Annotated in this window: 12 protein-coding genes; 6 read left to right on the top strand and 6 right to left on the bottom strand. The window is 60.5% G+C overall.

The window, feature by feature from the left end:
• Positions 1–209 precede the first annotated feature (209 nt).
• Positions 210–2,465 (top strand): DNA topoisomerase IV subunit A, encoded by a 2,256-nt coding sequence (gene parC / locus ACS4RR_RS17730; RefSeq protein WP_260110587.1) that lies wholly within the window; start codon positions 210–212, stop codon positions 2,463–2,465.
• A gap of 158 nt (positions 2,466–2,623) precedes the next feature.
• Positions 2,624–3,082 (top strand): SRPBCC family protein, encoded by a 459-nt coding sequence (locus ACS4RR_RS17725; protein ID WP_017963768.1) that lies wholly within the window; start codon positions 2,624–2,626, stop codon positions 3,080–3,082.
• Here ACS4RR_RS17725 and ACS4RR_RS17720 read toward each other — a convergent pair.
• The 6 genes from ACS4RR_RS17720 to hemB form a co-directional block, all read right to left on the bottom strand.
• On the bottom strand, positions 3,066–3,461 hold the full coding sequence (locus ACS4RR_RS17720; RefSeq protein ID WP_222384727.1) for a type II toxin-antitoxin system death-on-curing family toxin: 396 nt from the start codon (positions 3,459–3,461) through the stop codon (positions 3,066–3,068). The two genes, ACS4RR_RS17725 and ACS4RR_RS17720, sit on opposite strands and share 17 nt — an antisense overlap.
• Positions 3,461–3,682, bottom strand: a complete 222-nt coding sequence (locus ACS4RR_RS17715) for an AbrB/MazE/SpoVT family DNA-binding domain-containing protein (RefSeq protein WP_003547144.1) — start codon at positions 3,680–3,682, stop codon at positions 3,461–3,463. Before ACS4RR_RS17715 ends, ACS4RR_RS17720 begins: the two co-directional genes overlap by 1 nt.
• A gap of 57 nt (positions 3,683–3,739) precedes the next feature.
• A complete protein-coding gene (locus ACS4RR_RS17710; protein ID WP_222384728.1) occupies positions 3,740–4,627 on the bottom strand; it encodes a DMT family transporter in 888 nt (295 codons plus the stop codon).
• Positions 4,628–5,404: an arginyltransferase gene (locus ACS4RR_RS17705; RefSeq protein WP_456189078.1), complete on the bottom strand. Its 777-nt coding sequence runs from the start codon at positions 5,402–5,404 to the stop codon at positions 4,628–4,630. It lies immediately after the preceding gene.
• A 193-nt stretch (positions 5,405–5,597) separates the two neighbouring features.
• The gene (locus ACS4RR_RS17700) at positions 5,598–6,056 is read right to left on the bottom strand and encodes an RDD family protein (protein WP_017963772.1); all 459 of its coding nucleotides are present in this window, start codon (positions 6,054–6,056) and stop codon (positions 5,598–5,600) included.
• A gap of 73 nt (positions 6,057–6,129) precedes the next feature.
• Positions 6,130–7,143: a porphobilinogen synthase gene (hemB, locus tag ACS4RR_RS17695; protein WP_017963773.1), complete on the bottom strand. Its 1,014-nt coding sequence runs from the start codon at positions 7,141–7,143 to the stop codon at positions 6,130–6,132.
• 274 nt (positions 7,144–7,417) lie between these two features.
• Here hemB and ACS4RR_RS17690 point away from each other — a divergent pair, with 274 nt between their 5' ends.
• The 4 genes from ACS4RR_RS17690 to glyA all read left to right on the top strand — a co-directional run bounded on the left by ACS4RR_RS17690 (position 7,418) and on the right by glyA (position 11,760).
• A complete protein-coding gene (locus ACS4RR_RS17690; protein ID WP_026154097.1) occupies positions 7,418–7,855 on the top strand; it encodes a DUF6163 family protein in 438 nt (145 codons plus the stop codon).
• A 128-nt stretch (positions 7,856–7,983) separates the two neighbouring features.
• Positions 7,984–8,499, top strand: a complete 516-nt coding sequence (gene ldtR / locus ACS4RR_RS17685; RefSeq protein ID WP_003547156.1) for a transcriptional regulator LdtR — start codon at positions 7,984–7,986, stop codon at positions 8,497–8,499.
• Positions 8,500–8,943: 444 nt separating this feature from the next.
• A complete protein-coding gene (locus ACS4RR_RS17680; RefSeq protein ID WP_222384729.1) occupies positions 8,944–10,245 on the top strand; it encodes a L,D-transpeptidase family protein in 1,302 nt (433 codons plus the stop codon).
• 216 nt (positions 10,246–10,461) lie between these two features.
• Positions 10,462–11,760 (top strand): serine hydroxymethyltransferase, encoded by a 1,299-nt coding sequence (gene glyA, locus ACS4RR_RS17675; RefSeq protein ID WP_260110589.1) that lies wholly within the window; start codon positions 10,462–10,464, stop codon positions 11,758–11,760.
• The last annotated feature ends 6 nt before the right edge of the window (positions 11,761–11,766 follow it).

The raw sequence follows: 11,766 nt of genomic DNA, 5'->3' as shown, positions 1-11,766 counted from the left end.
GCGGTTGGAAATCTGCAGTGACGCTACTACGGATTGGGCCCACTTTATATTTGCGGATCTCTAAATTTCTATTGAGAGGAACGGCAAACGAAGTCCAAATTGCGGCGGAGCGTTTGTCTCATCCTTTGATGTCAGTCCCAAGACTTCATCCACAGCTGCAACGGCCCGGTTTCCTTGCCCACCGGCCGCTTCTGAGCTAGTCAGAACCTATGGGACAAGAGATTTTGCCGCCTTCAGGCGGAGACGACGATCACATCCAACCGGTCGACCTCAAGGCGGCGCTCGAGCAGCGTTACCTTGCTTATGCGCTGTCGACCATCATGCACCGCGCCCTGCCTGATGTGCGCGACGGGCTGAAGCCTGTCCATCGCCGCATCGTCTATGCGATGAACGAGATGGGGCTGAGGCCGAACTCGGCCTTCAGAAAATGCGCCAAGATCGTCGGCGAAGTGATGGGTAATTACCATCCGCACGGCGACCAGTCGATCTACGATGCGCTTGCCCGTCTCGCCCAGGACTTCTCGCAGCGCTACACGCTGGTCAACGGCCAGGGCAATTTCGGCAATATCGACGGCGATAGCCCGGCCGCCATGCGTTACACCGAATCGAAGATGACGGCGGTCTCCGAACTGCTGCTCGAAGGCATCGACCAGGATGCCGTCGATTTCCGCGACACTTACGACGAATCGAATTCCGAGCCGGTTGTCCTTCCCGGCGCCTTCCCGAACCTGCTCGCCAACGGCTCCTCCGGCATTGCCGTCGGCATGGCGACCTCGATCCCGTCGCACAATGCCCACGAGCTTTGCGATGCCGCCCTGCATCTGATCAAGCATCCCGATGCGACCGTCGAAAAGCTCGTCGAATTCATTCCCGGCCCGGATTTCCCCACCGGCGGCATCATTATCGACAGCCGCGACAGCATCATCGAGAGCTACCGCACGGGGCGCGGCGGTTTCCGCGTGCGGGCGAAATGGCAGACGGAAGATCTCGGCCGCGGCGGCTATCAGATCGTCATCACCGAAATTCCCTTCCAGGTGCAGAAATCGCGGCTGATCGAGAAGATCGCCGAGCTGCTGATCGCCCGCAAGCTGCCGCTGCTGGAAGATATCCGCGACGAATCGGCCGAAGATATTCGTGTCGTGCTGGTGCCGAAGACCCGCAGCGTCGATCCGACGATCCTGATGGAATCGATGTTCAAGCTGACGGAACTCGAAAGCCGCTTCCCGCTCAACATGAACGTGCTCTCCATGGGCCGCATCCCGCGGGTCATGGCGCTGAACGAGGTGTTGAAGGAGTGGCTGGACCACCGCCGCGAAGTTCTGCAGCGCCGTTCGCGCTTCCGTCTGGCGGCGATCGATAGGCGCCTCGAAATCCTCAGCGGCCTGCTGGTCGCCTACCTCAACATCGATGAGGTCATCCGCATCATCCGCGAGGAGGACGAGCCGAAGCCGGTCATGATGGCGCGCTGGGATCTCACCGACAATCAGGTCGAGGCGATCCTCAATATGCGGTTGCGCGCCTTGCGCAAGCTCGAAGAGTTCGAGATCCGCAAGGAATTCGACGAACTCACCAAGGAGAAGGGCGAGATCGAAGCGTTGCTTTCCTCCGACGACAAGCAGTGGCAGACGGTCGCCTGGGAAATTGGCGAAGTGAAGAAGAAATTCGCCAAGGCGACCGAGGTCGGCCGCCGCCGCACCCAGTTTGCCGACGCGCCCGAGACCGACGAGGAAGCAATCCAGCAGGCGATGATCGAGAAGGAACCGATCACCGTCGTCATTTCCGAGAAGGGCTGGATCCGTGCGCTCAAGGGCCATATCGCCGATACGGCGACGCTGACCTTCAAGGAAGGTGACGGCTTGAAGATCGCCTTCCCGGCGCAGACGACGGACAAGATCCTGATCGTCACCACCGGTGGCAAGGCCTTCACGCTCGGCGGCGACAAGCTGCCGGGCGGTCGCGGTCACGGCGAGCCGCTGCGCATCATCGTCGATATGGACAACGACCAGGCGGTGCTGACCGCTTTCGTCCATGAGCCCTCGCGCAAGCAGCTGATCGTCTCGACCGCCGGCAACGGCTTCGTCGTACCGGAGGCCGAGCTGGTCGCCAATACGCGCAAGGGCAAGCAGATCATGAACGTCGCGCTGCCCGAGGAAACGCAGCTGCTCGTGCCCGTCAGCGGCGACCATGTCGCCGTCGTCGGCGAAAACCGCAAGCTGCTGGTCTTCCCGCTGGTGCAGGTGCCGGAAATGTCGCGCGGCAAGGGCGTGCGTCTGCAGCGTTACAAGGATGGCGGCATTTCCGACGTCCGCTGCTTTGCGATATCGGACGGTCTCGTCTGGGAAGACAGCGCCGGCCGCACGTTCACGAAGAACAAGGACGAGCTCGCCGAATGGCTGGCCGACCGCGCCACCGCCGGCCGCACCGTGCCGAAGGGCTTCCCGCGCAGCGGCAAATTCGCCGGCTGAGGCTTAAAAATTCCGCGCCCGACTCTTGGCGGGCGCGGCAATGCCTCTATTTCTCTCCTGTTACCAAAAATACAAACAGGCCGGCTCCGAGGGCGGACGGAATGGCCGCGGCCCGTGCGCTTGGGGAAAGTGCGCGCGCCCTTAACGGAGGAAAATCGATGCCCGCCAGCACCATCAAATTGCATGTCACGCACACCTATAAAGCGCCGCCTGCCGTTGTCTATGACGCCTGGCTCAACCCCGAAATAGCCCGCCGCTTCCTGTTTGCTACTGACGAGGGTCATGTCATCCGCGCCGATATCGATCCCCATGTCGGCGGCCGTTTCTTCGTCGTCGATCGCCGCCCGACCGGCGACGCCTTTCACCAGGGCGTCTTCCTGGAGCTGAAGCGCCCGCGACGCATGGTCTTCAGCCTTTCCGTCGAGGAGCACGATCACAATTGCGACCGCGTCGAGATCGACATCGAACCTCTCGGCAGCGGCAGCCGTCTGACGCTGACCCATGAAATGTGCGCCGAATGGGCTGAACACGAGGAAAAGACCCGGAAGGGCTGGGCGCATGTGGTCGAGGGGCTTGGCAGGGAACTGGAGCAGCAGCAGTTCAAGGCGACGGGTTGAGCGGTATGCAGAAATCCCGCAGGAAGCGGGTCGCACCTTCTTCGTCGATCTCGCGGGCGGCGACGGCAAGAACGAAAGCGTAGAGATTGGCATCGGTCGTTTCGATCTCGTAGCCGTTTTCGAGAAGGAACACACCGGCGGTTACGATTGCGATTCGCTTGTTGCCGTCAGCGAATGCGTGGTTGCGGGCGAGGCCGAAAAGATAGGCGGCGGCGAGCTCAATGACGTCGTCGCAGCCATAGTTTGCCTTGTGGATCGGCCGGCCGAGCGCCGAATCCAGCGCGCCTTCGTTACGCAGTCCTGCGAGACCGCCGAAGCGCTCGATCTGCATTTTCTGCAGGCTCGCCACCAATGGTCTCGTCAGGAATTTGAAGGCCATTATTCGGCCAGCTTTTTCAAGGCGACCTTATATTTGTCCATGAAATATCGCGCCGCCTCGAGTTGACGAGACAAATCCTCATCGGCCGGCTTCAAAGTGATGCCGCCGTTTTCCATCTGCAATTCCAATGAATCGCCGGTCTTCAACCCAAGACGGTCGAGGGTTTCCTTAGGGATGATAATACCCTCTGAATTGCCGATCTTGCGGATTGTGACGTTCATCGCTTTGTCCTCTGTGGTAACGGAGTTATAACATGAGGCCGAGCGGGCAACAACGTCCTATCCTGCCATTTGCCTGATGCTTTTCCTCCGCACCATCCAGACCGAGTGCGCCGCGATCGCCGTCACCAGGATACCGCCGCCGACCAGCGTCATCGGCGTCGGCGTTTCCGCAAAGATCAGCCACACCCAGATCGGTGCGAGTACGGTTTCGAGCAGGTAGAACATGCCGACCTCAGGCGCGGAGAGGTAACGCGGCCCGGTCGCCAGGCACCAGAAGGCAAGCGGCATCATCACCGCGCCGTTGAAGAGGATCCAGACAGGATGCTCGATCGAAAGACCGCCTGCCGGCATGACCGAGATCAGGCCGACCGCCGCCGGCAGAACCGTCGAAAGCAGCGAGACGAAGCCCATCTCCCGGCGTGAGGCGCGGCTGACGGTGATGGCGGCGGCGATGATGAACGCGGTAAGCAGCGCCATGATATCGCCGAAGACATGGCCGCCCGAAAGCCCGTCCCGCACGATCAGGCCGACGCCGAAAATCATCGCCGCCATGGCGATCAGCGTTGCTGGCGCCGGCCGCTCCTTGAGGAAAATCCAGGAAAGCAGCGCGGCGAACATCGGATTGAAGGCGACGATGAAAACGACATTGGCCGTCGACGTGTTGAAAACGGCGAGAATGAAGATCACCGTCGTCAGCCCGTAGAGCAGACCGGTAAAGAGGCCCGGCCAGCCCGGCACCAGCATTGGCCATCGCCCCTTGGCAATCCTGAGCGCGGTTGCGACCAGAAGCGTCACGCCAAGGGTCGCTATGCTTCTTACGGCAAGGATCGACCACAGCTCGCCGTCGGCGAGCCTCATCAGCGGGATATCCACGGAAAGCGCCAGCCCGCCGATTGTCGTCAGCAGCAGGCCCTTCCGGTGGTCGGAAAGAGCGGTGGGGAACATTCAGCCGTGGGTGCTCTCGGGCATGGACGAGGGATCGAAGCGTTCCCAGCCGCGCGGGGTCAGGTGCTCCTGCGGCTGAAAGCGCGTCTTGTAATCCATTTTTCGCGACCCTTGAACCCAGTAGCCGAGGTAGACATGCGGCAGTCCCAGCGCTTTCGTGCGCCTGACATGATCGAGAATCATGAAGGTGCCGAGCGAACGGCGCTCGAGTGCCGGATTGAAATAGGAATAGACCATCGACAGCCCGTCGCTCATCGTGTCGGTCAGCGCAGCGCCAAGCAGCTCGCCCTTCGGGCGCTGCTCCAGTCCTGAGCCTTCCTCACGCAGGCGATATTCGATGATTCTCGTATTCACATGCGTGTCTTCCACCATGATTGCATAGTCGAGCACGGTCATGTCGGACATGCCGCCCTGCTGGTGGCGAAAATCGAGATAGCGCCGGAAGAGCGAATATTGCTCGCTGGAAGGCTGGGCCGCGAATTCGGTGGCGATGACGTCGGAATTGGCGGCAAGCACCCGTTTCATCGATTTGGTCGGTTCGAATTCCTGGGCGAGAATTCGCACGGAAACGCACGCGCGACAGGATCTGCAGGCCGGGCGATAAGCGATGTTCTGCGAGCGGCGGAAACCGCCCTGTGTCAGGATGTCGTTCATCTCGGCGGCGCGCGGGCCGACCAGATGGGTGAACACCTTGCGTTCCATCTCATGCGGCAGGTACGGACACGCAGCCGGAGCCGTCAGATAAAACTGCGGGGATGGCGTCGTCTGCGTATTCATTTGTCGCGGAAATTTCCCTGTCGAGACCGTGCCGTTTCCTGACAGCATGACCTAAGAATAAAAAACGTCAACAGCGGGGCGCGTTTCGCCCTTCATATCAGTCTTCTAATTTCAGATATGGAGCGCCTGCACCCATCGGCAAAGGGAAGGCGGAGACTTTATTTGGTCTCCGCCCGGGGTCACAGTTAGGGTCTCAGGCCGTGCGCACCGTCGCGGTGCCCACAAGCAGGTCGTGAACGAGACGGCTGCGTTCAATGAACAGGCCGGCAAGCAGGATGAGCGGCGTCAGCACCGAGTTGAGGATCCAGAACAGTGCGAGATGCACGATCGCTGTCATGAAATCCATCGGCCGTCCGTCGACGCGCACGATCGCAATTCCCATGGCCCGCATGCCGAGCGAGGCCTGGCTCGGCCCGCCCACCGTCAGGCCGAAGTAAATGCCGGCGACGATGACGAAAAGAGCAGGGTAGAGAAAGAAGCCGAGCCCCAGCGTGACGATCGACACGAAGAACAGCACGATCGCCGCGGGAATGCAGAGCAGCGCCACGATGACGTAGTCGAGGATGAAGGCGAAGACCCGGCGGCTCAACACGCCGCTATAGGCGCGCCAGTCCTCCGGTGCGGCATAAAGCGGATTGGGGTTGTAGCTCATCTCAATCTCCTCAGGAAAAGCGATGCCGCTGATATGGTATCGGCAGGGCCAAATGCAATAATCTGCCCCAAAATCACCGCTTTGCGAGAATTTTCGCCACTTCGACCGCGAAATAGGTGAGGACACCGTCGCATCCCGCCCGCTTGAACGACAGCAGCGTTTCGAGCATCGCCCGCTCGCCGTCGATCCAGCCATTCATCGCCGCCGCCTTGATCTGCGTATACTCGCCTGACACCTGGTAGGCGAAGGTCGGCAGGCCAAAGGCCTCCTTCATCCGCCAGCAGATATCGAGATAGGGCAGGCCGGGCTTGACCATCAGCATGTCGGCGCCTTCCTCGACGTCGAGGGCAGCGTCGCGGATCGCCTCGGTGCCGTTGGCGGGGTCGATATAGTAGGTCTTCTTGTCGCCTTTCAGCAGCCCGCCGGTCGAGATCGCCTCGCGATAGGGACCGTAGAAGGCGGAGGCGAATTTCGTCGCATAGCTCATGATGCCGACGCTCTGGTGACCGGCTGCATCGAGCGCCATGCGGATCGCGCCGATGCGTCCGTCCATCATCTCTGACGGCGCGATGATGTCGGCGCCCGCATCCGCCTGCATCACGGCGGCGCGTGCCACCTGGTCGACCGTCTCGTCATTGACGATCTCGCCGCCTCTGAGGATGCCGTCATGGCCGTGGCTGGTGAAGGGATCGAGCGCGACGTCGGTGATGATGCCGATATTAGGTACCGCCTTCTTGATCGCCGCCGTCGCCCGATTGATCAGGTTGTTGGCTTCGAGGCTGTTCGAGCCGGTCTCGTCACGCAGTTCCATCTCGATATTCGGAAAGGTGGCGAGGGCCGGAATGCCGAGGCCGGCCGCTTCCCGCGCGGCTTCGACAGCCTTGTCGATGCTCATGCGGTTGACGCCGGGCATGGCCGCGATCGGATCGACGATGCCGGAACCCGGCACGATGAAGATCGGCCAGATCAGGTCATCGACGGTCAGCCGGTTCTCCTGCACCAGCCGACGTGTCCAATCCGCCTTGCGGTTGCGCCGCATACGGCGATGACCAGTGATGTCGTCGACGAGATGCGTCCTGTCCTGCATGATATCTGTCCTCGGCCCATTCCATTTATCGGAGCGCTCATTATCATGGCGCCTGGAAAATCCAAACCGGACGATTGGCCGCGGCTGAAAACCCATTCATGTCGCCCAGGATAACGACATGCATAAAAACAAGGTGCTTTTATTGCATAATCCCAAAAATCGGAGCGGATTTTCAGCGTTATGCGCCAACGCAATGTTATAGAGCGTCCTTGGTGCGTCTTGTCCGACGCGCGGCGCTTTTGCGAAGATGCAACCCCGAACCGATGTCTGCGCTATGGAAACCGACTCTCCGACGATACCGAAACACACACTGGCGGATATTCTCTTCATTCTCTTCTTGAGACTGGTTGCCGTATCCTGCTTCTGGTTCGGCCTGCAATATTGGGCGATGCTCGTCGGTTATTCGCTGGTCGGCGCCGGCCGCTTCGATCTTTTGAGCCTGCCATGGAAGGTGGCGAGCACCAGCCTCGCCGTGCTCTTCCCCGTCGCCTCCCTCGGCCTTTGGCTCACCGTCTCCTGGGGACCGGTCATCTGGGTGCTGGCCGCCGGCGGACAAATCCTCATGTATGGCCTGCTGCCGGATATTTTCGGCCCCAACCAGCTGATCATCCTGCTGCATGTCATGGTCGCCGTCGTCTACTTGATTTTCCGCCTGCTGCTGTGGCTGGAAAAACGCCGGCACCGCCGCCAGGTAAGTGTTGATTTACCCTGAGACAACGTGGGGTTACCGGTAAGGCTCCGTTAAGCCTGCGGTTTAAGTCGAATTTTATATGTATTCGATAGGGTCTCACTCAAGGCGGGAAGAGAACACACCGCCAAACAAACAGTGAGGCAGTCAATATGAACACGAAAATCAAGCCGCAGGCGGTATCGACCTTCCGTGACCAGCAGGACCACGACATCCGTGATCTTTACATGGAATCCCTTCATCTCGTTGAACGTCTGCACCGTCGTCTTCTCGACGTCATCAAGGACGAATTCGACCGTCAGGGTCGCAGCGACGTCAACGCCATCCAGGCGCTGCTCCTTTTCAACATCGGCAATTCCGAGCTGACCGCGGGCGAGCTGCGCTCGCGTGGCTACTATCTCGGCTCCAACGTTTCCTACAACGTCAAGAAGCTGGTCGATCTCGGCTTCATCAACCATCAGCGCTCGCGCATCGACCGTCGCTCGGTCCGCATCAGCCTGACCGAAACCGGCCAGGACATCGCCGAAACAGTGGCCAAGCTCTACGAACGCCACATCGCCTCGATCGACAAGGTCGGCGGGATCGGCACGGACGAGTTCACCCAGATGAACAAGCTGCTCCAGCGTCTGGACCGTTTCTGGAACGACCAGATCTTGTACCGTCTCTAAGACCCCTGACCTCCTTCCAGGGTTGCAGAAAATCGGACGTGTTCCCTGCACGTCCGATTTGCCGTTTATATCTGCGTGGCATCTTTGCAACGCATGGCAGGCAAGCGCAAAGGCCTGTATTCAAGCCGTTTTTTAGCCGTTATTAACCGGCACGCTTTACCCCGTCATATGGTTCGTTGCGTCGTGTTTCCGGTAGCCGGCAGTCCTTCTACCCAACCGGCAACACGAATTGGCCATATTGGTGTGGCAGCGGAAGGCTTAACAACCGGCGCTTTCAATAGACCGATCAGGAATGTTCAGGCTGCCGCATCGCAATCTTGTGATGGGGCAAGCGGAATTTTTCGGTGCGCCGGGACAACTAATGGACTGGGATCTGCGTTGAAGCGCAGTGATATCGCAAAGAGCCGCAGATTCTCTTTATAGCGGCATTCAGTGGTTGGGACTATGTCGAAGAAAAACGGAATTGAAGCTCTCTCGCGCCGCGCTTTCCTGGCGTCCGCGGCAACGATTGGCGCCGGCGCGCTTGCCGCGCCGGCATTCGCGCAATCGGCGCTCGATACGCTGATCAATGCGCCGCGCCGCGGCAACTGGGACGACCAGTTCGACGCCAAGGCGGCGTCGCGCACGGCGACCGCCATGGTTTCCAACACGCCGATTCTCGGACCCCAATCGGTCGCAAGCGCGCAGCAGGCGATTATGCAGTATCAGCAGATTGCCGCAGCCGGTGGCTGGCCTGAGGTCAATCCCGGTGACCAGCGCCTGCAGCTCGGCGTCAGCTCTCCCACCGTCCAGGCGCTGCGCCAGCGCCTTGCGATCACCGGCGACCTGCCGCGCGAGGCCGGCCTGTCCAACGCCTTTGATTCCTATGTCGATGGTGCGGTCAAGCGCTTCCAGGCGCGTCACGGCCTGCCGGCCGATGGCGTTCTCGGCGAATTCACGCTGAAGGCGATGAACATTCCTGCCGATGTCCGCCTGCAGCAGCTGAACACCAATCTGATTCGCCTGCAGACCTTCCCCGAAGACATGGGCCGCCGTCACCTGATGGTCAACATCCCGGCCGCCTATGTGGAGGCTGTTGAAGATGGCAGTGTCGCGACGCGCCACACGGCGGTTGTCGGCCGTCTCAGCCGCCCGACGCATCTCGTCAATTCGAAGATTTACGAGGTCATCCTCAATCCTTACTGGACTGCGCCGCGCTCGATCGTCGAGAAGGACATCATGCCGCTGATGCGCAAGGATCCGACCTATCTCGAAAAGAACGCCATCCGCCTGATCGACGGCAAGGGCAACGAAGTCGCCCCCGAGACCATCGACTGGAACGGCGAGGCGCCGAACCTGATGTTCCGTCAGGACCCCGGCAAGACCAACGCCATGGCCTCGACGAAGATCAACTTCTACAACAAGAATGGCGAGTATATGCACGACACGCCGCAGCAGGGCCTGTTTAACAAGCTGATGCGCTTTGAATCGTCGGGCTGCGTCCGCGTCCAGAACGTCCGCGACTTGTCGAACTGGCTGTTGCGCGAGACCCCCGGCTGGAGCCGCCAGCAGATGGAGCAGGTGATCGCAACCGGCGTCAACACACCGGTCAAGCTCGCCACGGAAGTTCCGGTTTATTTCGTCTATATCTCTGCCTGGGGCATGCCCGACGGCATCGTCCAGTTCCGCGACGACATCTATCAGATGGACGGCAATGCCGAGCTGGCGCTCGACACCACGGCCGGTATGGAACAGCCGGTCCAGTAAGCGGCCGCCCCTGCATCGTGATTTGAGAACCGCGCCTTCGGGCGCGGTTTTTTTAAGTCCGAGGAGACACTCCTCGATGTGGTCGCCAAGGATCAGCGCGGCGCGACCGCAAAAGAGCGTGAGCGCGCGCTTTGCTCAGCAAATGTCGTTCTTCGTATTGCCCTCGCCCCGGCGGAAGGCTAATACCTCAGCGCATTCCAGTTGAGGAGCCCGCCCATGACCAATGCTTCCACCGAATCCTTCTTCAATCGCTCGCTTGCGGACGTCGATCCGGACATTTTCGGCGCGATCGGAAAGGAACTCGGTCGCCAACGGCACGAGATCGAACTGATCGCTTCTGAGAACATCGTCTCCCGCGCCGTGCTGGAAGCCCAGGGCTCCATCATGACCAACAAATATGCCGAGGGTTATCCCGGCAAGCGTTATTACGGCGGCTGCCAGTTCGTCGATATCGCCGAAGAACTGGCAATCGAGCGCGCCAAGAAGCTGTTCGGCGTCAATTTCGCCAACGTCCAGCCGAATTCCGGTTCGCAGATGAACCAGGCCGTGTTCCTGGCGCTGCTACAGCCCGGCGACACCTTCATGGGTCTCGACCTGAATTCGGGCGGCCACCTCACGCATGGTTCGCCGGTCAACATGTCCGGCAAGTGGTTCAACGTCGTCTCCTACGGCGTGCGCGAAGGCGACAACTTGCTCGACATGGATGAAGTTGCCCGCAAGGCCGAAGAAACCAAGCCGAAGCTCATCATCGCCGGCGGCACTGCCTATTCCCGTATCTGGGACTGGAAGCGCTTCCGCGAGATCGCCGACAGCGTCGGCGCCTATCTGATGGTCGACATGGCCCACATCGCCGGCCTTGTCGCCGGTGGCGTTCATCCGTCCCCGTTCCCGCATTGCCATGTCGCGACGACGACGACCCACAAGTCATTGCGCGGTCCGCGCGGCGGCGTCATCCTCACCAATGACGAGGATCTGGCGAAGAAGTTCAATTCGGCCGTTTTCCCGGGTCTTCAGGGCGGCCCGCTGATGCATATCATCGCTGCCAAGGCTGTGGCCTTCGGCGAGGCGCTGCAGCCGGAATTTAAAGACTACGCCGCCCAGGTCGTCAAGAACGCCAAGGCGCTTGCTGAAACGTTAATGGAGGGCGGCCTCGACGTCGTCTCCGGCGGCACCGACAACCACCTGATGCTGGTCGACCTGCGCAAGAAGAACGCCACCGGCAAGCGCGCCGAGGCAGCTCTCGGCCGCGCCTACGTCACCTGCAACAAGAACGGCATTCCCTTCGATCCGGAAAAGCCCTTCGTCACCTCCGGCGTGCGCTTGGGCGCACCGGCCGGCACGACCCGCGGCTTCAAGGAAGCCGAATTCCGCGAGATCGGCAATCTGATCGTCGAGGTTCTCGACGGCCTGAAGGTCGCCAATTCCGATGAAGGCAACGCTGCCGTCGAAGCCGCGGTGCGCGGCAAGGTGGTCAACCTCACCGACCGCTTCCCCATGTATGATTACTTGGGATAAGGAGTA

Source organism: Rhizobium zaerense (assembly GCF_051810725.1).
Taxonomy (GTDB): Bacteria; Pseudomonadota; Alphaproteobacteria; order Rhizobiales; family Rhizobiaceae; genus Rhizobium; species Rhizobium leguminosarum_I.
This window is presented reverse-complemented; position numbering and strand designations above follow the sequence as displayed.

Bases quoted from the DNA above. Each gene is read 5' to 3' on its own strand.
- ACS4RR_RS17710 (WP_222384728.1), bottom strand. From the start codon at position 4,627: ATGTTCCCCACCGCTCTTTCCGACCACCGGAAGGGCCTGCTGCTGACG.
- glyA (WP_260110589.1), top strand. From the start codon at position 10,462: ATGACCAATGCTTCCACCGAATCCTTCTTCAATCGCTCGCTTGCGGAC.
- ACS4RR_RS17720 (WP_222384727.1), bottom strand. From the start codon at position 3,461: ATGGCCTTCAAATTCCTGACGAGACCATTGGTGGCGAGCCTGCAGAAA.
- parC (WP_260110587.1), top strand. From the start codon at position 210: ATGGGACAAGAGATTTTGCCGCCTTCAGGCGGAGACGACGATCACATC.
- ACS4RR_RS17705 (WP_456189078.1), bottom strand. From the start codon at position 5,404: ATGAATACGCAGACGACGCCATCCCCGCAGTTTTATCTGACGGCTCCG.
- ACS4RR_RS17715 (WP_003547144.1), bottom strand. From the start codon at position 3,682: ATGAACGTCACAATCCGCAAGATCGGCAATTCAGAGGGTATTATCATC.
- ACS4RR_RS17690 (WP_026154097.1), top strand. From the start codon at position 7,418: ATGGAAACCGACTCTCCGACGATACCGAAACACACACTGGCGGATATT.
- ACS4RR_RS17700 (WP_017963772.1), bottom strand. From the start codon at position 6,056: ATGAGCTACAACCCCAATCCGCTTTATGCCGCACCGGAGGACTGGCGC.
- ACS4RR_RS17725 (WP_017963768.1), top strand. From the start codon at position 2,624: ATGCCCGCCAGCACCATCAAATTGCATGTCACGCACACCTATAAAGCG.
- hemB (WP_017963773.1), bottom strand. From the start codon at position 7,143: ATGCAGGACAGGACGCATCTCGTCGACGACATCACTGGTCATCGCCGT.
- ldtR (WP_003547156.1), top strand. From the start codon at position 7,984: ATGAACACGAAAATCAAGCCGCAGGCGGTATCGACCTTCCGTGACCAG.
- ACS4RR_RS17680 (WP_222384729.1), top strand. From the start codon at position 8,944: ATGTCGAAGAAAAACGGAATTGAAGCTCTCTCGCGCCGCGCTTTCCTG.